The sequence below is a fragment of the Ensifer sp. 1H6 genome, assembly GCF_001976035.1.
GTDB classification, from domain to species: domain Bacteria; phylum Pseudomonadota; class Alphaproteobacteria; order Rhizobiales; family Rhizobiaceae; genus Ensifer; species Ensifer canadensis.
Genome location: NZ_MOAI01000005.1, coordinates 151,427 through 173,836, shown reverse-complemented (window position 1 = coordinate 173,836; position 22,410 = coordinate 151,427). Strand labels below are relative to the sequence as shown.

Annotated in this window: 15 protein-coding genes and 1 pseudogene; 8 read left to right on the top strand and 8 right to left on the bottom strand. The window is 62.7% G+C overall.

Annotated features, from left to right (window positions below; genetic code table 11):
* Positions 1–109 precede the first annotated feature (109 nt).
* From BKP54_RS08105 to hpaH, 5 genes are all read left to right on the top strand, one after another.
* Positions 110–5,560: an alpha-2-macroglobulin family protein gene (locus BKP54_RS08105; RefSeq protein ID WP_084814354.1), complete on the top strand. Its 5,451-nt coding sequence runs from the start codon at positions 110–112 to the stop codon at positions 5,558–5,560.
* A gap of 8 nt (positions 5,561–5,568) precedes the next feature.
* Positions 5,569–7,650, top strand: coding sequence for a penicillin-binding protein 1C (pbpC, locus tag BKP54_RS08100; protein ID WP_057218119.1), 2,082 nt, complete (start codon positions 5,569–5,571; stop codon positions 7,648–7,650).
* A gap of 317 nt (positions 7,651–7,967) precedes the next feature.
* Positions 7,968–8,627 carry a response regulator transcription factor gene (locus tag BKP54_RS08095; RefSeq protein WP_057211243.1) on the top strand — a complete coding sequence of 220 codons (660 nt, stop codon included), beginning with the start codon at positions 7,968–7,970 and terminating at the stop codon, positions 8,625–8,627.
* 148 nt (positions 8,628–8,775) lie between these two features.
* Complete coding sequence (locus BKP54_RS08090) at positions 8,776–9,387, top strand: LysE family translocator (protein WP_025428607.1); 612 nt, start codon at positions 8,776–8,778, stop codon at positions 9,385–9,387.
* Between the two features lie 146 nt (positions 9,388–9,533).
* Positions 9,534–10,349, top strand: coding sequence for a 2-oxo-hept-4-ene-1,7-dioate hydratase (hpaH, locus tag BKP54_RS08085; protein ID WP_057211245.1), 816 nt, complete (start codon positions 9,534–9,536; stop codon positions 10,347–10,349).
* A 39-nt stretch (positions 10,350–10,388) separates the two neighbouring features.
* Here hpaH and BKP54_RS08080 read toward each other — a convergent pair whose 3' ends face one another.
* The 4 genes from BKP54_RS08080 to gcl all read right to left on the bottom strand — a co-directional run bounded on the left by BKP54_RS08080 (position 10,389) and on the right by gcl (position 15,297).
* Entirely contained in the window at positions 10,389–11,657 is a 1,269-nt protein-coding gene (locus BKP54_RS08080) for a glycerate kinase (RefSeq protein ID WP_057211247.1), read from the bottom strand.
* A 123-nt stretch (positions 11,658–11,780) separates the two neighbouring features.
* Positions 11,781–12,665, bottom strand: a complete 885-nt coding sequence (glxR, locus tag BKP54_RS08075) for a 2-hydroxy-3-oxopropionate reductase (protein ID WP_057211249.1) — start codon at positions 12,663–12,665, stop codon at positions 11,781–11,783.
* 5 nt (positions 12,666–12,670) lie between these two features.
* Complete coding sequence (gene hyi, locus BKP54_RS08070; RefSeq protein ID WP_057211251.1) at positions 12,671–13,486, bottom strand: hydroxypyruvate isomerase; 816 nt, start codon at positions 13,484–13,486, stop codon at positions 12,671–12,673.
* 26 nt (positions 13,487–13,512) lie between these two features.
* On the bottom strand, positions 13,513–15,297 hold the full coding sequence (gene gcl, locus BKP54_RS08065) for a glyoxylate carboligase (protein WP_025428602.1): 1,785 nt from the start codon (positions 15,295–15,297) through the stop codon (positions 13,513–13,515).
* Positions 15,298–15,466: 169 nt separating this feature from the next.
* Here gcl and BKP54_RS08060 point away from each other — a divergent pair, with 169 nt between their 5' ends.
* The gene (locus BKP54_RS08060) at positions 15,467–16,288 is read left to right on the top strand and encodes an IclR family transcriptional regulator (protein WP_025428601.1); all 822 of its coding nucleotides are present in this window, start codon (positions 15,467–15,469) and stop codon (positions 16,286–16,288) included.
* 107 nt (positions 16,289–16,395) lie between these two features.
* Here the strand turns inward: BKP54_RS08060 and guaD are convergent, their stop codons facing one another.
* Together guaD and BKP54_RS08050 are read right to left on the bottom strand one after the other, a co-directional pair.
* Positions 16,396–17,751, bottom strand: coding sequence for a guanine deaminase (guaD, locus tag BKP54_RS08055; protein ID WP_057211253.1), 1,356 nt, complete (start codon positions 17,749–17,751; stop codon positions 16,396–16,398).
* Positions 17,748–18,986, bottom strand: coding sequence for a urate hydroxylase PuuD (locus BKP54_RS08050; protein WP_025428599.1), 1,239 nt, complete (start codon positions 18,984–18,986; stop codon positions 17,748–17,750). Before BKP54_RS08050 ends, guaD begins: the two co-directional genes overlap by 4 nt.
* Before the next feature lie 147 nt (positions 18,987–19,133).
* Between BKP54_RS08050 and BKP54_RS08045 the strand changes: the two genes are divergently transcribed.
* Positions 19,134–20,048, top strand: coding sequence for a LysR family transcriptional regulator (locus BKP54_RS08045; protein ID WP_025428598.1), 915 nt, complete (start codon positions 19,134–19,136; stop codon positions 20,046–20,048).
* Positions 20,049–20,082: 34 nt separating this feature from the next.
* On the opposite strand, the gene BKP54_RS08040 is transcribed toward BKP54_RS08045, so the two are convergent.
* A complete protein-coding gene (locus tag BKP54_RS08040; protein WP_025428597.1) occupies positions 20,083–21,063 on the bottom strand; it encodes a zinc-binding dehydrogenase in 981 nt (326 codons plus the stop codon).
* A 99-nt stretch (positions 21,064–21,162) separates the two neighbouring features.
* Between BKP54_RS08040 and BKP54_RS08035 the strand changes: the two genes are divergently transcribed.
* Positions 21,163–21,540 carry a helix-turn-helix domain-containing protein gene (locus BKP54_RS08035; protein WP_025428596.1) on the top strand — a complete coding sequence of 126 codons (378 nt, stop codon included), beginning with the start codon at positions 21,163–21,165 and terminating at the stop codon, positions 21,538–21,540.
* A gap of 3 nt (positions 21,541–21,543) precedes the next feature.
* Here BKP54_RS08035 and xdhC read toward each other — a convergent pair.
* Positions 21,544–22,408: pseudogene (xdhC, locus tag BKP54_RS08030) on the bottom strand (xanthine dehydrogenase accessory protein XdhC).
* Positions 22,409–22,410 lie beyond the last annotated feature (2 nt).

The window sequence follows — 22,410 nt, the reverse complement described above, 5'->3', positions numbered from 1 at the left end:
TCGCGTAAATTGTCGTCCAACTCTTGAACGTCCGTGGTTGACAAGGCATCAGGAACCTTGAAAAAGTGAAGCCCTATCGAGACCGGCTGCGTTGGGAGGACTTATGTCTGTGCGCGCGTTTTTCGGCCTTTCCGCTCTTCTTGTTTCTGTTTTGGCCGCCGGATGTCCGGCTTTTTCGGCTGAGACCGGCCGCCAGGTCGAGATCACCCAGGATGGTGACTATTTCGGCTTCGATCTGCGAACCGAACAGAATGTCTCGCTGGATCAGTGCGAGACCGCCTGCATCGCGGACCAATCCTGCCGCGCATTCACCTACAATCCCAAGGTGAAATGGTGCTTCCTGAAGTCCGACTTCAATCAGTTGAACGACTTCCCCGGCGCCATCGCCGGCAAGATCGTCCAGGCGCAGGCCGTGCAGCCGGACCTCGGCGCGCCGCCGCGACTCTCGTTTCTCTCCGACCAGATCCTTCAGGACGCGCGCGACGCCAAGGCGAACCTTTCACTTGCCGACGATCAGCAGGGCTTCGGTGTCAACAACCTGATCGAAACGGCGCGCGCGCAGGCGGAATCGGGCATTATCGACGGTGCATTGAAGGCGTTCCAGGGCGCGCTTGCGATCACCCCTGATGACAGCGAGCTGTGGCTTGAAACGGCGCGCACGGCAAATCGCGTCACCGGCAATACCGATGTCGCGACGCAAGCCGCCCTTGCGGCGATCAACGGCTATCAGCTGACGCGGACCGCAGAAAGCCGCGCCCATGCGCTGGCCGTTCTCGCCAAGGCGCTGGAAAATGCCGAGAATTTCCGCGGCGCCCTCAATGCCTACAAGGCCAGCCTCGAACTGGTGCAATCAAAAACGGTCGAGACCGCCTACCTCGACCTGAAGGAACGCAAGCGCTTCCGCGTCATCGAAAACACCGTTGATGCCGATAGCGCCTCGCCGCGCGCCTGCGTGCAGTTTTCGGAGCAGCTACTAAAGAGCGGCGCCGACTATGCCTCCTTCGTCACACTAGACGGCGCTGCCCCGAACGCAGTGGAAGCCAAGGGCGACCAGATCTGCGTTGAGGGTCTGTCGCATGGCCAGCGTTACAAGCTGACGCTGCGCACCGGCCTGCCCTCGTCGGTCGATGAAGTGCTTGAGGCGCCGGTCACTCTTGAGGTCTACGTCAAGGATCGCGGCCAGGTCGTGCGCTTTACCGGCGACAGCTTCGTGCTGCCCTCGACCGCGCGCCGCGGCATTCCGCTGGTTTCCGTCAACACCGACAGCGCCAAGCTCAAGCTCTACCGCATCGGCGATCGCAGCCTGGCGCAGGTGCTGCAGAACTCGCAGTTCCTGACGCAAATCGACGGCTACAGCGCCCAGCGCATTCAAGACGAAAGCGGAGAACTGGTCTGGGAAGGTTCGATCGCCATCGACAGCGTCCTCAACAAGGAAGTGGTCACCAGCTTCCCGGTCGATGAAGCATTGCCGAAGCGCAAAGCCGGCGTCTACGTGCTGACCGCAGCATCCGAAACCGGCCTCAGCCAGGATTGGGACGCCCGCGCTACCCAATGGTTCGTCGTCTCCGACATCGGCGTGTCGACCTATGCCGGCACCGACGGCCTGAACGTCTTTGCCCGATCGCTCGCAACCGCAAAGCCGATCGAAGGTGTCGAGCTGCAGCTTGTCGCCAAGAACAACGAAATCCTCGGCACGGCAACGACGGATGGCGACGGCCGCGCCACCTTCACCGCTGGTCTCATCCGCGGCACCTCCGCCCTGACCCCGGCCGTAATCACAGCCAAGAGCGGCGAAGACGACTTCGTTTTCCTCGACATGACGAGGGCGGGATTCGACCTGTCGGATCGTGGGGTCACCGGCCGTGCGGCGCCCGGCGCCATCGACGTCCTCGCCTGGACGGAGCGCGGCATCTACCGCGTCGGCGAAACGGTGCACGCGTCAGCACTTGCCCGAGACGTTAATGGCGAGGCCATCGAGAATCTGCCGCTCACCTTCGTGTTCCTGCGCCCTGACGGCGTCGAATACCGCAGGATGATCAGCGACGGCGGCAAGCTCGGCGGCCACACGCTCGATCTCGATGTTCAGGAAAACGCCATGCGTGGCACCTGGACGATGCAGATCTTCACTGATCCCAAGGCCTCGCCGATCGGCGAGAAGCAGTTTCTAGTCGACGATTTCGTGCCGGACCGCACGGAGTTCGATCTGACGAGCGAAGCAAAGGAGATCGCTGTCGGCGAACCGGTACAAGTCGTGGTCGATGGACGCTATCTCTATGGCGCACCGGCCGCCGGCCTCGAGCTTGAGGGCGAAGTGGTTCTGAAGCCGACGCGCGAAAGTGCTGCCTTCAAGGGATATTTCTTCGGCCTTGCCGACGAAGAGGCGAGCGAGGACACGCGTCTGCCGCTTGAGGACCTGACGGCTCTCGATGACGACGGCAAGTCGACCTTCGACGTGGCTTTGAGCGAAGTGCCGTCGACGACGCAACTGCTCAACGCCAATGTCACCGTGCGGATGCGCGAGGCCGGCGGTCGCGCCGTCGAACGATCCTTGACGCTGCCGGTAAAGCCGGAAGGCGCGATGATCGGCATCAAACCCGAGTTTTCGGGCGACCTTCAGGAAAACTCCGTCGGCAAGTTCCGCGTGATCGCCATCGACCCCGACGGTGCCAGGGCCGCCATGCCGGGTGCGCTCTGGAAGCTGATCAGCGTCGAGCGCAACTATCAATGGTACCGAGACGGAACCGCCTGGAAATACGAGCCGGTGGTCACCACCAAGCAGGTTGCGAACGGCACGCTCGACGTGACCGCCGATGGAGGCGAGATCGCCGTGCCCGTCGGCTGGGGCCGCTACCGTCTCGAAGTCGAGACGGCGGCCCTCGACGGACCGACATCGAGCGTCGAATTCGATGCCGGCTGGTATGTCGCATCGACATCGACCGAAACGCCCGATGGCCTCGAAATCGCGCTCGACAAGGAAAACTACGCCGTCGGCGAAACCGCCAAGCTCAAGGTTTCACCGCGTTTTGCCGGTGAACTGCTGGTAACCGTCGGCACGGAAGGCCTGATCACGACAAAGAGCGCGACGATTGTCGCCGAGGGTGGCGAGATCGATTTGCCCGTCACCGCCGATTGGGGGGCCGGCGCCTATGTCACCGCGACACTCTATCGGCCTGGTGATGCACAGGAAAGCCGCATGCCTATGCGCGCGATTGGCATCAAATGGCTGACCGTTGATCCCGCTGAGCGCAAGCTTGCCGTGGCCATCGAAGCGCCCGAAAAGACCGAACCGCGCAAGCCGCTCGATATCAGCCTGCAGGTGGCAGGGGCCGGCGCCAACGAAGAAGCCTATGTCACGATTGCCGCGGTCGACGTCGGCATCCTGAACCTGACCCGCTATGAAGCTCCGGATCCTGCCGCCTGGTATTTCGGCCAGCGCCAGCTTGGTCTTGAAATGCGCGATCTCTACGGTCGCTTGATCGATGGCTCGCTTGGGGCGACCGGCAAATTGCGCACCGGCGGCGACGGCGGCCAGGTCGCGCTGCAGGGAAGCCCGCCCACCGAAAAGCTGGTGGCGTTCTTCGAAGGTCCGGTGAAGCTCGACGCCGATGGCAAGGCGACCGTCAGCTTCGATATTCCGCAGTTCAACGGCACGGCGCGGATCATGAGCGTCGCCTGGACGAAGTCCGGCGTCGGCCATGCTGTCCGCGACGTCGTCATCCGCGACCCGATCGTCGTGACGGCGAGCCTGCCGCGCTTCCTTGCGCCGGGAGACCGCGCCGAACTGCGGCTCGACATCGCCAACACCGACGCTCCGGCCGGTGACTACCAAGTACAACTGACCACCAACGGACCGGTGACGGTGGAACAGACCGGCGCCAGCGAAACGGTACGCCTCGAACAGGGCGGCAAATCGGTTCTGACGCTGCCGCTGGTCGGCCAACACACAGGCGACGGGCTCGTTACTGTCCAGCTCACCGGCGCCTCCGGACTTTCGCTCGAACAGGCGCTCAACATTCCGGTGCGCCCGGCCACACTGCCGGTCACGCAGCGACAGGTGGTCAACCTTGCGGCGGGCAGCAGCCTGACGATCGACGGCCAGTTGCTGGCAGACAGCGTGCTCCAGGGCGCGTCGGTTTCGCTGAGCGTCACCCGGTCTGCGGCCTTCGACATTCCCGCCATCCTGATGGCGCTCGACCGCTACCCCTATGGCTGCACCGAGCAGACGACGAGCCGGGCGCTGCCGCTTCTCTATATGAGTGAATTGGCGAAGCAGTCCGGCCTTCCCGATGACGGCGAAGTGACCAAGCGGGTGCAGGAAGCGATCTACCGCGTGCTCTCCAACCAGTCGTCGTCCGGCAGCTTCGGCCTGTGGGGGCCGGGCTATGGGGACCTCTGGCTCGACGCCTATGTCACCGACTTCCTGACACGCGCACGTGAACAGAAGTACGACGTGCCTGAGGCAGCGATGGTGCAGGCACTGGAAAACCTGCAGAACGGCCTCGGCTATGACACCAATGCCAAGGATCGCGGCAACGAGATCGCCTATGCGCTCTATGTGCTCGCACGCAACCGCAAGGCCGCCGTCAACGACATCCGCTATTACGCCAACACGCTGATCAATGATTTCCCAACGCCATTGGCCAAGGCTCAGGTCGCAGCGGCGCTGGCGCTCTACGGCGATGCCCAGCGGTCAAAGGAAATCTTTGCGTCCTCGGCCAACATGTCGACCGGCCTCGTCAATGTCAGCCTGTCGCGTTCCGACTACGGTTCTTCGCTGCGCGACGACGCGGCCGTCCTGGCTCTGGCCGCCGAAAGCCGTCCGGTTCCGCCGATCATTCCGGAACTGTCGAAGATCGTGGCACGGCAATGGGAGCAGAAGAAATATACCAGCACGCAGGAACAGGCCTGGATGCTGCTTGCCGCCCGTGCCGTTCAGGGCGGCGACGAGGACATGCTGCTTGACGTCAATGGCGCGTCGAAGACCGGCGGCTACGCCGCGCGGATGCCCGGCGATGCGCTTCTGTCTCATCCGGTGGTGATCAAGAACGAGGGGGCGGACGCCGTCTCCGCCGTGGTCACCACGGTTGCCGCCCCGGCTCAGCCACTGTCGGCCGGCGGTGACGGCTTTGCCATCGAGCGCACTTATTACACACTCGATGGTGCCGAAGCTAATGTCAGCCAGGCCAGGCAGAACGAGCGCTATGTCGTGGTGCTGAAGGTCACCGAAACCAACGATTGGCCGTCCCGCGTGCTTGTTTCGGACCTTTTGCCGGCCGGTTTCCAGATCGATAACCCGAGCCTGGTCGACAGCGCCCAGCTGACGAACTTCGAATGGCTCGGCGAGATTACCGCGACGCATACCGAGTTCCGCAACGATCGCTTCGTCGCCGCCTTCGACCGCGCTACCGGCGATAGCCGCGAGCTGACGCTCGCCTATGTCGTCCGCGCGGTGAACCCCGGTGTCTACGATCATCCTGCCGCAAGCGTCGAAGACATGTACCGGCCGCAGTTCTCGGCGCGCACCGCGACAGGGCGTATGGAGGTTCTGGCAGCCCAATAGGCCCGATAATGTCGATAAGGCAAAAATTGCTGATCGCGATCCCCGTCGGCCTGTTGCTGACGGGGCTGTCTGCCTTTGCGCTCGACAAGGCTGACCAGGCATTTCCGCCGCCACTGGGAGCGGCTGGCATCGTGTCTCGCGAGGTTCTCGACGTCGACGGCCAATTGCTCAGGGCCTTTGCAACACCTGACGGTCTCTGGCGGCTAAACACGACTGTCGGTGACGTCGACCCGCAGTTTCTGCGGATGCTGGTTGCCTATGAGGACCAGCGGTTTCGCGAGCACGCCGGCATCGACTTCCTGGCGCTCGGCCGCGCCGCGCTGCAGTTCGTCACCAACGGCCGCATCGTTTCCGGCGCCTCCACCCTTTCGATGCAGGTGGCGCGGCTGATCGAACCGCGCGAACAACGAAGCATTGCGGCCAAGCTGCTTCAGATTGCGCGCGCGATCCAGATCGAGCGTCGGCTGTCCAAGGACCAGATTCTCGACCTTTATCTCAGCCATGCGCCCTATGGCGGCAATCTTGAGGGGGTGCGCGCCGCAAGCCTGGCCTGGTTCGGCAAGGAACCGAAGCGACTATCTGTAGGCGAAGCCGCGCTGCTGGTGGCGCTGCCGCAATTGCCGGAAAAGCGTCGGCCGGACCGCAACCACGCCGCAGCCGAAGCTGCCCGCAAGCGCGTCCTGACCCGGATGGCGGTTGCCGACGTGATCGGCGAAGGCGAAGCTGAACGGGCCGCGATGACGGCCATTCCGAACCGCCGCCTTCAGTTGCCGGCCTATGCCGCCCATCTGGCCGAGACGGCGCTTCGCAAGCAACCGACGGCCGTGCAGCATCACACGACGCTGCGCCGCAATGTCCAGCGCGGCCTCGAAGCGGTTGCGCGCGAGGGTGCGGCCAAACTGGGACCGAGAGTGTCCGTCGCCATGATCATGGCCGACGCACGCACGGGCGAGATCATCGGCGAAGTCGGCTCGGCCGATTATTTCGACGCGAGCCGCTCGGGCTGGATCGATATGACGCGGATCACCCGCTCGCCCGGTTCGACGCTAAAACCCTTCATCTACGGTCTCGCCTTCGAGGAGGGCCTGGTCAGCCAGGAAACCATTATCGAGGATCGACCGGCCGATTTCTTCGGTTACCGCCCGCGCAATTTCGACATGAGCTACCAAGGCGACGTCAGCGTGCGCCAGGCGTTGCAACTGTCGCTCAACGTTCCGGCCATTCGCCTGCTCGACGTCGTCGGCCCTGCCCGGCTGATGGTCAGGTTCCGCCGCGCCGAGGTGAAGCCTGTGCTGCCCGCAGGCGAGGCACCCGGGCTGGCAATCGGCCTTGGCGGGGTCGGCCTGACGCTGCGCGATCTCGTGCAGCTCTATGCGGGTCTTGCCAATCGCGGCTTCCCGGTGCGGCTCGGCGATGGCATCACCGGCACGGCCGGTCTGATCGACGGCGAACCGCTGCTTTCGCCCGTTTCCGCCTGGCATGTCTCGGATGTGCTCTCGGCCGTCTTGCCGCCGGCGGGAAGCCGGCAGCGCGGCATCGCCTACAAGACCGGCACCAGCTATGGCTATCGCGACGCCTGGTCGGTCGGCTACGACGGCCGTTATGTGCTCGGGGTCTGGGTCGGGCGGCCGGACAATGGCGCCGTTCCGGGGCTGACCGGCTATGGCGCGGCCGCGCCCATTCTCTTTGAAGGCTTTGCCAAATCCGGATTGCCGATCACGCCGCTGCCGGATGCACCGCCGGGCGCTGTGCGCATCTCCCAAATCGAGCTGCCGATCAGCCAGCGCCGCTTCTCGATGACCGCAAGCGGCCTCGTCAACGCCTCGGCGCGCGAGCCGGCGCCACAGATCGTCTTTCCGCCCGAGGGCGCGCGTGTCGAACTTGGCATCGACCATGAGACCATGTCACCGCTTACTTTGAAGCTGCAGGGCGGCCGCGCGCCCTTCCGGTGGCTCGCAAATGGCAAGCCGTTGCCCGATCCGACCCGCCGGCGGACGACGCAATGGCAGCCCGATGGCGCCGGCTATTCCACCCTCACGGTCATCGACGCCGTGGGTCGGGCCGCCAGCGTGCGCGTCTTTATCGAATAGATGAGACCCTCAGTCGGCTGCAGTTTGCGCACGTCGCTCGACCCGGCGTGAACGGTCAGAATACCGCCGAGGCGCCCGACTGTCCGCGTATGGAGGGTTACGGTGCATCCCGCCAACGGGTCTCACCGCATCCACTCCTTCGGATCAATGGCAACCGGTAGTGGAATGACCAAATTTGCGACCAGCACCGCGTAAGATTGACGAAATAGTAGTTCTATCAGGAGAGGTTGCAGTCGCTCACGCTGTTTGCATCGCCTCCGCACGCGAACCTGTTTATGGTTGCGGACAATTGCTGATATCAATGAAGGATTGCTGAAATGTCGAAGGCCATGAACGTCATCGTTGCCGACGACCATGCCATCGTTCGCGAAGGCTTGAAGATGCTACTTTCGACGATGGCGGGCATATCCGTGGTTGCCGAGGCCGCCGACGGCGAAGCCGTGTTGGCGCTTGCGAGAAGTGAGCCGGCAGACCTTCTGACCCTCGATCTCGGCATGCCGGGCGTGGCAGGCATCCAGTTCATCGCCGACATCAGGGAACTGGCTCCGAGAATGAAGATCCTAGTGCTGACCGCCAATATCGAACCGCGAACGGTCCGCGCCGCCATAGATGCGGGCGCAAGCGGTTATCTCACGAAGAACGGCGACCCGGCCGAGCTTGCCTCTGCCGTTGACGCGCTTGGCGCCAACGAAATCTACCTCGCACAATCGATACGCTTTGCCGTCAGCCACCCGGAGCGACGGACCTTGCCGTCCGCGACCGACGAAGCGCTTTCGCCCATTCCCCTGACCCGGCGGGAGATGCAGATCCTTTCGCTCGCGGCTCAGGGCCTGACGGCTCGCGAGATTGCCGAACGGCTTGGCATCAGCCCGCTCACCGCGCGCAAGCACCGCGAAAACCTGATGCGCAAGCTCAGCCTGCATAGCGCTGCCGAACTCGCCGCCTACGCTGTGCGCATCGGCCTGCCCATTGGCTGAAATCCGCATGCCGCGCCGGCTCCAGCGGTGACATTCCCTTAACCACCACATCATTGGCGTAGTTCTCTGCCGACCCGATTCCGCACCGACGGGGTCGGGCCGAATGCCACGCTGCCGGAGGGGCAGCCGGCAAACCGGAGGAACTGCGATGCCCTCGATCGAGCACTGGATTTCGTTTGCGGTCGCTACGGCGATCTTTGCCTGCATGCCGGGGCCCGCCATTCTCTACATGACGGCGCAGACCTTGGCGCATGGCCGCAAAGCCGGTTTTTTGGCCGCATTCGGCATCCATATCGGCTGCTATGTGCATATTGCAGCCGCAACCCTCGGGCTTGCCGCCCTTCTCAGCCATGCACCGTTTGTCTATGCGGCAATCAAACTTGCCGGCGCCGTCTATCTGGTCTGGCTTGGCGGCACGATGCTGCTCGGCATCGGCAAGCATGATACGCATAAGACCGATGCCAAGCCCGGCGTGCTGCGCGACAGCATCCTCGTCGAAATCCTCAACCCTAAGACGGCGTTGTTCTTCGTGACGTTCCTGCCGCAATTCGTCGACCCGGCAGCGGCAATGCCGGTCTCCCTGCAGTTCCTGGTCTTCGGCATGCTGGTCAATCTGGCGTTGTCGGCCGCTGATGTCGCCGCTGTGATACTCGCATCCCTGACCCTTGGTCGCTTCACCGGCCAGAGCAGCCTGGTCCCGCGGGCATGCGGTTCGATCCTCATCGGCCTCGGCATGATGCTGGCAACGCAGTCCGTCTGACACGAGGGGTCTTGCGATCAAACCCTTTCCTATCCCGATTGTTTCGGCGATGATATCCGGGCCTTGAACGTCAGCGCAAAGCTCGAAGTCCTTCGGATGCCATCGCAAGGCTATGGATGACGTCCGTGCGAGAGGAAAACGGTCGCATGCTCAGCCCTGCCGAGATTTCGCAAGCAGCCGAGAGCCTTCACCAGGCCGAAATCGATCGCAGCCAGGTCGGCCTGTTATCCCTCAAACATCCGGGGATGACGATAGACGACGCCTATGCGGTTCAATCCGCCTGGGTGCGGCGCAAGCGGGACCTCGGCCGACGGATCATCGGCTTCAAGATCGGGCTGACGTCAAAGGCCATGCAGCAGGCGCTTGATATCGACACGCCGGATTCCGGCGTGCTGTTCGACGACATGCTGTTCGAGGATGGTTCAACCATTCCCGCCGATCGCTTCATCCAGCCTCGCGTAGAGGCCGAAATCGCCTTCGTGATGAAGGCGCCGCTCAAAGGGCCGCGCGTCACTATCCTGAACGTGCTCAACGCCACCGACTTCGTGATCCCCGCGCTTGAGATCCTCGACACCCGCATCGTCAGACGCGATCCCGAGACACAGCAAGCCCGAGGGATCGCCGATACGATCGCCGACAATGCGGCCAATGCCGGGCTGATCCTTGGCGGACGACCGATGCGCCCCGACGCGGTTGATATGCGCTGGATGGGCGCCATCCTCTCGCGCAACGCCGAAGTGGAAGAAGCCGGATTGGGGGCGGGCGTTCTCAATCATCCCGCCCATGGCATCGCCTGGCTCGCCAACCGCTTGGCGCAGTATGGCGACGCGATCGAACCGGGCCAGATCGTGCTTTCCGGCTCGTTCGTGCGTGCGGTGGAGGCGCGCAGCGGCGACACCTTCGTTGCGGATTTCGGCAATCACGGCACGGTCAGCTGCCACTTCGCCCGAAGCGCCGCCTGACCCAGCGGCACCAATGTCTTAGGCACCCATCCTCGCGTCCTATTGCACCAGGATTGCGCGGAAATCATTGACATTCGTGCCGGTCGGCCCGGGCTTGAAGATATCACCGAGCGCGTCGAAGGCACTCCAGCTATCATTCCGCTGCAGGAGTGCTGAGGCGTCGAGCCGCTGTGCGGCGAGCCGGGCGATCGTCGTTCCGTCGGCAAAGGCGCCGGCATTGTCCTCGGAACCGTCGATGCCATCGGTATCGGCGGCAAGCGCCGCAACGCCAACGGCGCCATCAATGCCAAGGGCCAGCGACAGCAGGAACTCGCTGTTGCGTCCGCCCTTGCCTGCCCCGCGCATGGTAACGGTCGTCTCGCCGCCGGAAAGAACGACAACGGGCTTCGCGAAGGGGCGGCCGCGGCCTGCGACCTCACGGGCGATTGCCGCGTGAACACTGCCGACGTCACGCGCCTCGCCTTCAATCGCGTCGGAGAGAATGATTGCCTCGATGCCGGCCTCCCGCGCCTTGGCGGCAGCCGCCTCGAGCGAGACGGAAGCGGATGCGATCAGGCGTACTTCGTTGGCAGCGAAACGCGGGTCGGACGGCGACGGCGCATCGGCAGCCGGATCGGCGAGCCACGCCAGAACCTTTTCGGGCAATTGCAGGCCATAGCGCTCGATGATCTTCAGGGCGTCGGCACGAGTGCTTGCGTCGGGCAGGGTCGGACCGGAGGCGACCAGCGCCGGGTCATCGCCGGGAATATCAGATACGATGAGTGAAACGACCTTCGCCGGATAGGCCGCGGCCGCGAGCCGGCCACCCTTGATCAATGAGACGTGCTTGCGCACCGCATTCATGGCGCTGATCGGCGCGCCCGAGGCGAGCAGCGCCCGGTTGACGGCGACTTCATTGTCCAGCGAAAGGCCTGGAGGTGGTGACGGCAGCAGGGCCGATCCACCACCGCAGACAAGAGCAACGACCAGATCGTCTTCCGACAGGCCGCTGACCTCGGCGATCAGGCGCCGAGAGGCCTGCAGACCGCTTTCATCCGGCAGCGGATGCGATGCTTCCAGCACCTCGATACGCTGGCAAGGGGCTGCGTAGCCGTAGCGGGTGACGACGACGCCGGAAAGCGGACCATCCCAATGTCGCTCGAAGGCCTGTGCCATCTGCGCCGCACCCTTGCCGGCGCCGACGACGACGGTCCGGCCCTTCGGCCGCTCCGGCAGGTTGGCGGCAATCACCAGTGCCGGGTCGGCAGCGGCAACCGCCGATGTGAACAGCGTTTCCAGAAACGTGCGCGGATCGGCAATGGCTGCCATGTCTCTCCCCTTCATCCAAGATCTCGGGCGGCGGCTCCTCCTTCCGCCGCCCGGAGGCACGATCGGCAGACGGAACGGGCCGCCGGTCGATCATGCGTATTTTCATGCTGTCGTAGCGGTGCTTCAGGCGACCTGATGGTTCGCCATGCGCTCAAGGGCACGCACCAGGCCGGAATGGTCAAGCCCGCTGTCACCATTGGCGGCGCAGTTGTTGAACAGCTCCTGCGTCGCTGCCGTGTTCGGTAGCGAAATGCCGAGGGATTTTGCGCCCTGCAGCGCCAGGTTCAGATCCTTCTGGTGCAGCGAGATGCGGAAGCCCGGATCGAAGGTGCGCTTGATCATGCGATCGCCATGCACTTCGAGAATACGCGAGGAGGCAAAACCACCCATCAACGCTTCGCGAACCCGTGCCGGATCGGCGCCGGCCTTCGACGCGAAGACGAGCGCCTCGGACACCGCCTCGATCGTCAGCGCAACGATGATCTGGTTGGCGACCTTGGTCACCTGGCCATCGCCACAATCGCCGACGAGGGTGATGTTCTTGCCCATCAGCTGGAACAACGGCAAGGCCCGGTCGAAGCTCTCCTGAGAGCCGCCGGCCATGATCGAAAGCGAAGCGTTCCTGGCACCGACTTCGCCGCCGGAGACTGGTGCGTCGACGTATTCCGCACCGGTTTCGCGGACCTTTTTGGCGAATTCCTTGGTCTCGATCGGCGAGATCGAGCTCATGTCGATGACCAACTTGCCCTTGGAAAGGCCGTAGGCGACGCCGTTCTCGCCGAAGAGAACGTCCTTCACTTCAGGCGTGTCCGGCAGCATCAGGATGATCGTGTCGACCGCCTCGGCAAGTGCCTTCGGCGTCTCGACAAACGTCAGGCCATTGTCGAGCAGTTCCTGCCGCGGCGGGATCGCAAATTTCGAAGTGATGATCGTATGCCCGGCATCCTGCAGATGGCGTGCCATCGGCGTACCCATGATGCCCAGTCCAATAAAGCCGATCGTTGCCATTGTGCTTAACTCCTGATCTTGATGATGTCTGCGGATTGCGTGCGCTTGCGCTCGGTGCCAAGCCAGCCAAGGCCCTCGACCGTGGTCGTGCGCGGCTTGTATTCGCAGCCGATCCAGCCGTCGTAGCCCGCCTCTTCGAGCGCATCGAAGACGTAGGGATAGTTGATCTCGCCCGTACCCGGTTCGTTGCGGCCCGGGTTATCGGCAAGCTGGACGTGGGCGATGCGGCCGGCAAAGCGCCTGTAGGTACCGATGAGTTCGCCTTGCGTGCGCTGCTGATGGTAGAGGTCGTACTGGATGAAGAGGTTGTCGCTGCCGACCTCGTCGATGATCGAAGCGGCCTGCTCGACCGTGTTGAGGTAGAAGCCGGGAATATCGAAGTGGTTGATCGGCTCGATCAGCAGGCGAATGCCCTGCTTGCCCAGTTCGCTCGCGGCCAGCTTGAGGTTGGCGACCAGCGTGGTGCGCAGCACGGCTTCCGAGACCCCGTCCGGCGCGATGCCGACCAGGCAGTTGACCTGCTTGCAATCAAGCGTGGTCGCATAGTCGATGGCGCTCGCCACGCCCTTGCGGAACTCGTCGATCCGGTCGGGCAGGATGGCGATGCCGCGCTCGCCGCCGGCCCAGTTGCCGGCCGGCAGGTTGTGCAGCACTTGTTTCAGACCGTAACGCTGCAACTCGGCGCGCAGGCTGACCTTCTCGAACTCGTAGGGGAAGAGATACTCGACGCCTTCGAAGCCGGCTTTTGCAGCAAGGGCAAAGCGATCGAGGAACGGCGCCTCGGTAAACAGCATTGTCAGGTTCGCAGCGAACTTCGCCATGCGATTTTTCCTCCTTGTGATAGTTTTCAATCGAGAAGCGCTTCGATCGCGGTCGGTGCATCTTCGCCACGCGCCGCCAGTTCCTCGAACTCGACGACGGAGTTGATGTCCGCACCCATGGCGATGTTGGTGACGCGCTCGAGGATGAACTCGATGACGACGGGAACCTGGTGCTCATCCATCAGGGCGCGGGCGCGGTCGAACGCTTCCTGGAACTCGTTGGGGCTGCGCACCCGGATCGCCTTGCAGCCGAGACCCTCGGCAACGGCGACATGGTCGACGCCATAGCCCTTCTCCGCGTCTTCAGACGCATTGATGTTGTCGAAGGCGAGGCTGACTTCGAAGTCCATGTTAAAGCCGCGCTGCGCCTGGCGGATGAGGCCGAGGTAGGAATTGTTCACGACAACATGCAGGTAGGGCAGCTTGTGCTGGGCGCCGACCGCCAGTTCCTCGATCATGAACTGGAAATCATAGTCGCCGGAAAGTGCGACGATCGGCCTATCGGGATCGGCGGCACGCACGCCAAGGGCAGCCGGCAGGGTCCAGCCGAGCGGACCGGCCTGGCCGCAATTGATCCAGTTGCGCGGCTTGTAGACGTGCAGGAACTGCGCGCCGGCGATCTGGCTGAGGCCGATGGTCGACACATAGCAGGTGTCGCGGCCGAAGGCCTTGTTCATCTCTTCATAGACGCGCTGCGGCTTTAGCGGCGTCTGGTCGAAATGGGTCTTGCGCAGCATGGTCCGCTTGCGCTCGCGGCATTCTTGCGCCCAGCCCGACCAGTCGCGCAGCTTGCCGGCGGTCTTCCATTCCGTCGCAACGTCAAGGAAGAGCTTCAGCGCTGCCCCCGCGTCTGAGACGACGCCGAAATCCGGCGCGAAGACGCGTCCGATCTGCGTCGGTTCGATATCGACGTGAACGAACTTTCGACCCTCGGTATAGGTCGGTATGTTGCCGGTGTGGCGGTTTGCCCAACGGTTGCCGACGCCGAGCACGAAGTCGGAGGCGAGCATGCTGGCATTGCCGTAGCGATGCGACGTCTGCAGGCCGCACATGCCGGCCATCAGCGGATGATCGTCCGGGATCGTACCCCAGCCCATCAGTGTCGGAATGACAGGAACGCCGGTGATCTCGGCAAATTCGGTCAAGAGATCCGAGGCGTCGGCATTGATGATGCCGCCACCGGCGACGATCAACGGCCGCTCGGCCTCGTTCAGCATCGCAATGACCTTCTCGGCCTGCGCGCGCGTCGCCTTCGGCTTGTAGGGCTCGAGCGGCTCATACGTCTCGGGATCGAATTCGATCTCGGCCAGCTGGACGTCGACCGGCAGGTCGATCAGCACCGGCCCCGGTCGTCCGGAGCGCATCAGGTGAAAAGCCTTCTGGAAGACGAATGGCACCAGCGCCGGCTCCATGACGGTGACAGCCCACTTGGTGACAGGTGCTGCGATCTTGGAGATATCGACGGCCTGGAAATCCTCCTTGTCCAGGCGGGCGCGCGGCGCCTGCCCGGTGATGCAGAGGATCGGGATCGAGTCGGCGGAAGCCGAGTAAAGGCCGGTGATCATGTCGGTGCCGGCCGGGCCTGACGTGCCGATGCAAACGCCGATGTTGCCGTGCTTGGCGCGGGTGTAGCCTTCCGCCATATGCGAGGCGCCCTCTACGTGGCGGGCAAGGATGTGGCGAACCGAGCCGCGCGCCCTCAGAGCGGAATAAAACGGATTGATTGCCGCACCGGGCACGCCGAAAGCACAATCGATGCCCTCTTTCTCAAGAACGTAAACAGCCGCATCAACGGCACGCATCTTAGCCATGGGAACTCCTCCTATTTGATGAGACGATACCCCATTGTCATCAATGTTCAACATTTAAATGGAATTCATTTCCACCAGATGGAAATAAACATCTTCACGAATTTCGAAACAATCAATCCTGGTCCTGCTAGAGGATGATAGGAATGACTCGGCTGCTGGAGGATGGATCATGGATGCGACAGGCAAGGGAAAACGCGGCCGAAAGGCGGGCGAAAACGCAGCGCCCGGCTCCGTGCAGGTGCTCGACCGTAGCCTGACGCTGCTGGCGGTCGTTGCCGAAAGCGACGGCTCGACATTGACGAACTTGTCCGATGTCACAGGCATGGCGCCATCGACCGTGCACCGGCTGCTGACGTCTCTGGCCAACCACGGCATGGTGATGAACGACCCCGACACCGGCGCCTGGACGATCGGCCTCAAGGCATTCGAGATCGGCAACGCCTATCTGCGCTTCCGCAAGCTCGGCACCATCAGCCGTCCGTTTCTGAAACAGCTGATGGAAGAAAGCGGTGAGACTGCCAATATCGGCATCGAAGAAGGCGGCGATGTCGTCTTCATCTCGCAGGTGGAAAGCCATGCCCCGATGCGGGCCTTCTTCCGCCCCGGCCGGCGCGGGCCGATCCATGCCTCCGGAATCGGCAAGGCGATCCTGTCGACCTGGGCCGACAAGGATGTCGCGCATCTGCTGGCTGGACGCGACCTGGCGCATTTCACCGACAAGACACGCGACAACCTGTCGGCGCTGCTGCAGGACATCCAGAAGATCCGCCAGCGCGGCTGGTCGATCGACGACGAGGAACACACGCTCGGCATGCGCTGCGTGGCAGCGCCGATCTTCAACGAATATGGGGAAACGATCGCCGGGATCTCGATCTCAGGACCATCCGTGCGCGTCAATGACGACAAGCTCTTGGTGCTGGGACCGGTCGTGCGCGAGCGCGCCGATGCCTTGACCCGGGCCATGGGCGGCAAGCGCCCCGAAGATCTCTGATAAGGAGATCTTTGACAAGAAAGCCTCCCCTTGTGGGGGAGGCTTGCGTACGGCGTTGATTGGAACGTTCAGCGTCGAACGTTGGGAGACCACGCTTCCGCGATGGTTCAGACCGTCTCGAATTTCCGGCCGCCTGTGGCTTCTGTCTCGGCTGCCTGGTTGCTGGCAAGATGTTTCATCGGCTTGCCGGCAACATAGGTTTCGGCCACCGATCGGTCGTCGCCCATCGTCTGCAGGATGAAGAGTTCCTCGGCGAGCGTCTTGGCCACGCGCATTCTCAGCTCCATCGACGGCTTGGCGCGACTGTCGAGCACGACGATATCGGCGTCGGCGCCGATATGCAGCGAGCCAATGCGGTCGTCGAGATCGAGCGCCCGCGCGTTGCCGAGCGTCATCATGTAGAACGAGTTGAACGGCGAAAGCCGCTGACCCTGCAGATGAAGAACCTTGTAGGCCTCATCCATGGTTTCCAGCATCGAGAAGCTGGTGCCGGCGCCGACGTCCGTTGCCACCGACCAGCGCGCGCCGAGTTTGTCGAAACGGTCGCGGTCAAAGAGGCCCGAACCGAGGAACAGGTTCGAGGTCGGGCAGAAAGTGCCGACGGCGCCGGTCTCGGCGAGAACCGAGATCTCGCGATCGCTGAGGTAAATGCAGTGCCCGAGCAACGTCTTGCGGGTCAAAAGATCGTAGCGTGCATAGATGTCGGTATAGTCCTTCGCTTCCGGGTAGAGCGACGTCGCAAAGGCGATCTCGTCCTTGTTTTCGGACAGATGCGTCTGGACGTAGCATTCCGGATGTTCGGCGACGAGCGCCCGGCTCATCTCCATCTGTTCCGGCGTCGAGGTGATGGCGAAACGCGGGCTGATGGCGTAGTGGGCGCGGCCGCGGCCGTGCCACTTGCCGATCAGTTGCTTCGTCTCGTCATATCCGAGTTGAGGCGTGTCGCGCAGCGCATCGGGCGCATTGCGATCCATCATTACCTTGCCGCCGATCATCAGCATGCCGCGGCTTTCCGCAGCGCCGAAGTAGGCATCGACACTCTCCGGATGCACCGAACAATAGGCAACGGCCGTGGTGGTGCCGTTGGAAAGCAGTTCGTCCATGAACCGGCCGGCAATGAATTGAGCATGCTCCGGCTGGCGGAACTTTTGTTCCTCGACGAAAATGTAGGTGTTCAGCCATTCGAGCAATTGCGCACCATAGGACGCGATAGCCTGCGTCTGCGGGAAATGCAGATGCGTGTCGATCAGGCCCGGCAACACCAGGTTCGGTCGATGATCGGCAACCTTGACTGCTGGCCCGGCCCTGCGGGCAACGTCCGAATGCTCGCCGATATCGGCAATCTTGCCGTTGCGAACCAGCACGGCGCCATCTTCGAAGTAGCGATAGGAGGCGTGGTCGTCGATGCCTTTGGGCGCCTCGACAAACGTCAGCACGCGGCCGCGGATCAGCAAATCGGTCATTGAACCTTCTCTCCCTTTACGACCGTCTCATACCAGGCGACGAGGAGCTTGCGCTCCTCGTCCGATATGCCGGTGACATTGGCCGGCGGCATCGCGTGCGAACGGCCGGCCTGCAGATAGATTTCGCGTGCGTGGGCGGCGATCTCGCCGTCGGTCTCCAGCGTCACGCCCTTCGGCGGCACGACCAGCCCTTCCCAGCCGGGCTCCTTGGCGTGGCACATGGAACAGCGGCCAAGCACGGTGTCGCGAACCTTCGGAAAGGCCTCGGCGGTAACGAACGGCTGCTGCGCCGCCGAAACCTTCGCCTCCTCGTCGCCGCTCAGGATCTTCGGCACGGTCGACAGCCACATGATGACAATGAAGAGCAGCGCGGTCGCAAGCCACGTCCAGGTCGGATTGCCCTTGTCGGCGTGACGGGTGTTGAAATAGTGGCGGATGGTGACGCCCATCAGGAACACCAGCGAGGCGATGATCCAGTTGTACTGGGTGCCGAAGGCCAGCGGATAATGGTTCGACAGCATCAGGAACAGCACAGGCAGCGTCAGGTAGTTGTTGTGCGTGGAACGCTGCTTGGCGATGACGCCGTATTTGGCGTCCGGCGTGCGGCCGGCGATCAGGTCGGCAACGACGATCTTCTGGTTCGGGATGATGATGAAGAAGACGTTCGCCGACATGATCGTCGCGGTGAAGGCGCCCAGATGCAGGAAGGCGGCGCGGCCGGTGAAAAGCTGCGTATAGCCCCAGGCCATGCCGACGAGGATGAAATACAGGAGCACCATCAGCTTGGTGTTGTCGCGGCCGGCCGGCGACTTGCAGATCGCATCATAGGCAAGCCAGCCGAAGCCGATCGATGCCAGCGAAATGGCGATCGCCGTCGTCTTCGATACGTCGAGCACATTGGGGTCGATCAGGTAAAGGTCAGCGCCGGCGTAATAGACCATGCACAGCATGCCGAAACCGGAAAGCCAGGTGACGTAGGATTCCCATTTGAACCAGATCAGGTGCTCCGGCATGTTTGATGGAGCCACCAGATACTTCTGGATATGATAGAAGCCGCCGCCGTGGACCTGCCATTCCTCGCCGTAGGCTCCAACAGGCAGATCGGGTCTTTTCTTCAGGCCAAGATCGAGCGCGACGAAATAAAACGACGAACCGATCCATGCGATACCGGTGATGACGTGTAGCCATCTCATGGCAAAGGTGAGCCAATCCCAGGCTATGGCATACTCGTACATGCAATTCTCCCATTTCTCCGTGGCGCATTATGTGTCATTGCTGGAGGCCGCGGGAACGTCGCTGGTTCACCAACACTTTCAAAAAAATCTATAAAATCGCGACGGAATGGATGCGTTAGATAGCGCCCGGAGGAGAGATCGGGAGGCATGTCATATCTGGACAATGTTCGCGTCTTCGTACGCGTCGTAGAGCTTGGAACCCTGTCGGCAGCTGGTCGCGACCAGCGCGTAACGCCGGCGGTTGCCAGTAATAGAATCAAAGAGTTGGAGCGCCACATGGGCGTTCGGCTGTTCAATCGGACGACGCGCAAGCTGACCCCGACGGAGCACGGCCGTGTGTTCTACGACGGTGCCGTCAAGATTCTCGAAGCTGTCAATGAGGCGGAGAACGCCATCGCGGATCTGTCGCACAATCCGAAGGGTGCGCTGAAGATTACCGCTCCGTTGGGGATAGGTCGGCGGCTGATCGCCTCGGGCATTCCGGAGTTTCACGACAAATATCCGGATATCGAGGTGCGGCTCAGGCTCTCCGACCACAATGTCGATATCCTGTCGGAAGGCGTCGATGTCGCCTTCAAGCTCGGCATCCTCGAAGATTCGAACCTGCGCATGCGTGGCATCATGAACTGCGAGCGCGTCGTCTGCGGCGCACCGGCCTATTTCGAGAAGCGCGGCGTGCCGCAAACACCCGACGAGCTTATCGCCGACAAACATGACTGTCTGCTGCTGCGCTATCCCGGTTCCAAGGAGTACTTCTGGACATTGCAGACGCCTGAGGGTGTCAGGAAGCTCGAAGTGACCGGGCCTTACGATTCGGATGATGGCGATGTGTTGACCCAATGGGCGCTCGATGGTCGCGGCATCATCAACAAGCCTCTCTTCGAGGTGAAGAGCTACATCAACACCGGCGAGCTGGTGCCAATCCTTGCCTCGACACCGCCGCTCGGCGTGCAACTGGCGGCGATCTATCCGCACAAGCGCTTCCAGGACCCGAAGGTTCGGCTGATGATCGACTATATGGCGGAGCGCTGTCAGCGGCTGATCGGCAAGATGCTCGCCTAACAGCCCCGCCTAAAACAGCGCTCTGCTTGATCGGTTAAGGCACGAGCACGATCTTACCGGTCGTGCTTCGTGTTTCCATGGCACGGTGCGCCTCTGCCGCCTGTTCCAGCGGAAACCGACCACCCAGATGGACCTTGAGCCGCCCGTCCTCCACGCGACGGAACAGATCGCCGAGATCGGTTTTCAGGGCGGACGGCGTGAGCAACGGCAATAGAGCGAACCCACGCAGGGATTGATTGCCCGAAAGCATTTGTTCGACGTCAGCGGCTTCGAGTTCGAAGCGCCCCATCGCGCCGAAGACGAGCTCACCGCCTTGCGCCAGAACACCAAGCGCGGATTTGGTGAAGGATCCGCCGACCATGTCGTAGATCGTCTCGACTGACCCACCTGCCTGATGCTGTCCAAGCTCCGACCGCCAATCCGCTGCTTTGTAGTCGATTGCAAGGTCCGCGCCGAGCGAGCGTGTGAACGCGACCTTCTCGCTGCCGCCCGCAAGCGCGATTACCGCTTTTGCACCAGCCTCTCTTGCAAGCTGAATGAGCAGCGAGCCGACACCGCCGGCCGCAGCAGTCACCAGCACGGTCTTTCCCTGCGGATTGCTTTGCCGAACGAGATGAAGCGCCGTCAGCCCCTGGATCATCAGCGCTGTCGCCACTTCGAACGAAACGTCGCCGGGGATCGGCACGAGTGCGTCAGCGTCGATCGCGACATATTCGGCGCACCCGCCCGCCCCGCGGCCGGAGGCGAACATCGGCACGGCGACACGCGTGCCGACCGCCGGCGTTTTCACGCCTTCGCCCTGCGCCTCGACAATGCCCGCGATCTCGACACCCGGCACCATCGGCAAACCAGGTGTCACCGCGTATCGGTCCTGCCGCATCAGAACTTCGAAGAAATTGAGCCCGATCGCCCCGACCCGCACCAGCACTTCGCCGTGCGCGGGCACCGGCTTCGGCATATCGATCAGCTCAAGGACTTCAGGGCTCCCGAAGGAGCGGTACCGGATTGCTTTCATGGATCTCAACCTCATTTGACTGGCTTTGATCCATAATTAGCCTTAGACTCCCGTTTGGCTCTACACACCCTTTTGTTCCATACTGACCGATTGGTAACCATGGCCGATATCATCAAGAGACTGCCATCACTGCCATCCGAGCGTGCGCTCAAGGTGATCTCCGGGCGATGGAAGGCAGTGATCCTCTATCACCTGTTCGACGGTCCGAGGCGCCTCTCTGAGTTGCGACGGCTCGTACCGGCCGTCAGCCAGAAAGTCCTGATCCAGCAGCTTCGCGAGATGGAAGAACACGGCCTCGTTCATCGCGAGATCTTTCGCGAAGTGCCGCCAAGGGTGGAATATTCGGCAACGGCACTGGGCCAGAGCCTCGAGCCGGTCCTGCTTGCCCTGTGCGAATGGGGTCAGCGTCACGCCGAAGAACTGGGTGAATTCGACCAAGTCGGCGATTGCATCATCCGGCCGCGCCAAAGCGCCTGAGCGTCAGGCGCCGACGCGCTTGCCTGGCTTGACCGAGGAGACAGCCGGCGCCTCCCAATGATGATTGAGCGCGGCGGTCATGATCTCGGCTGCGGCCAGGGCCGCTATCACCGCCGGCCTCTTGTCTTTCACGGCCGTGCCGCCGATCGGGCAGATAAGACGATCGAAAAGATCGGGCCGGCCGATTTCCCGCGACAGCCAGTTCTTGAAGGTCGAACGCTTGGTCTTCGAGCCGATCATGCCGACATAGGAAGCGTCGTCACGCCTGAGCGCCTCGGCTGCAATCAGGAAGTCGAGCGCGTGGTCATGGGTGAGGATCACGAAGGCGCTGCCGCGCGGCGCATCGCGGACCACCGCCTCGGGCATCGCGGTCAGGCAGGTCTCGATACCGTGGATATCGGCGGCCGAAAGCTCGTCCTCGCGGGTGTCGACGAGAATGGTGCGCACCGGCACAAGCGATAGCGCCATCGCCAGCGCATCACCGACATGCCCGGCGCCGAAGACGTAGACATGGGGGGCGGCTGGCAATCTCCAGATCGCTGCGTTCAATCAACATGGCGGCTTTCTCCCGATCGATGCGCGTGAAGGCGAGCGCGACGCGCCCGCCGCAACACTGACCGATCTCGGGGCCAAGCGGGACCGTCATCGTGTCGGCGCCATCGCCGCGCTTCATCGCGCGACGACCGTGGTCGATCGCCATATATTCGAGCTGGCCGCCGCCGATGGTGCCGAAGAGGCCGTCCGGCGCCACCAGCATCCAGGCGTCGGTGTCGCGCGGCGTCGAGCCTGCGGCACCCGTCACCTCGACCAGAACGCAGTCCGGTTCGCGACGCAGGAAGTCCCTGATATCCTCTCGGCTCGCAACCATCG

Bases quoted from the DNA above. Each gene is read 5' to 3' on its own strand.
- gcl (WP_025428602.1), bottom strand. From the start codon at position 15,297: ATGGCTAAGATGCGTGCCGTTGATGCGGCTGTTTACGTTCTTGAGAAA.
- BKP54_RS08045 (WP_025428598.1), top strand. From the start codon at position 19,134: ATGTCATATCTGGACAATGTTCGCGTCTTCGTACGCGTCGTAGAGCTT.
- glxR (WP_057211249.1), bottom strand. From the start codon at position 12,665: ATGGCAACGATCGGCTTTATTGGACTGGGCATCATGGGTACGCCGATG.
- BKP54_RS08090 (WP_025428607.1), top strand. From the start codon at position 8,776: ATGCCCTCGATCGAGCACTGGATTTCGTTTGCGGTCGCTACGGCGATC.
- BKP54_RS08080 (WP_057211247.1), bottom strand. From the start codon at position 11,657: ATGGCAGCCATTGCCGATCCGCGCACGTTTCTGGAAACGCTGTTCACA.
- BKP54_RS08060 (WP_025428601.1), top strand. From the start codon at position 15,467: ATGGATGCGACAGGCAAGGGAAAACGCGGCCGAAAGGCGGGCGAAAAC.
- guaD (WP_057211253.1), bottom strand. From the start codon at position 17,751: ATGACCGATTTGCTGATCCGCGGCCGCGTGCTGACGTTTGTCGAGGCG.
- BKP54_RS08040 (WP_025428597.1), bottom strand. From the start codon at position 21,063: ATGAAAGCAATCCGGTACCGCTCCTTCGGGAGCCCTGAAGTCCTTGAG.
- pbpC (WP_057218119.1), top strand. From the start codon at position 5,569: ATGTCGATAAGGCAAAAATTGCTGATCGCGATCCCCGTCGGCCTGTTG.
- hyi (WP_057211251.1), bottom strand. From the start codon at position 13,486: ATGGCGAAGTTCGCTGCGAACCTGACAATGCTGTTTACCGAGGCGCCG.
- hpaH (WP_057211245.1), top strand. From the start codon at position 9,534: ATGCTCAGCCCTGCCGAGATTTCGCAAGCAGCCGAGAGCCTTCACCAG.
- BKP54_RS08095 (WP_057211243.1), top strand. From the start codon at position 7,968: ATGTCGAAGGCCATGAACGTCATCGTTGCCGACGACCATGCCATCGTT.
- BKP54_RS08050 (WP_025428599.1), bottom strand. From the start codon at position 18,986: ATGTACGAGTATGCCATAGCCTGGGATTGGCTCACCTTTGCCATGAGA.
- BKP54_RS08035 (WP_025428596.1), top strand. From the start codon at position 21,163: ATGGCCGATATCATCAAGAGACTGCCATCACTGCCATCCGAGCGTGCG.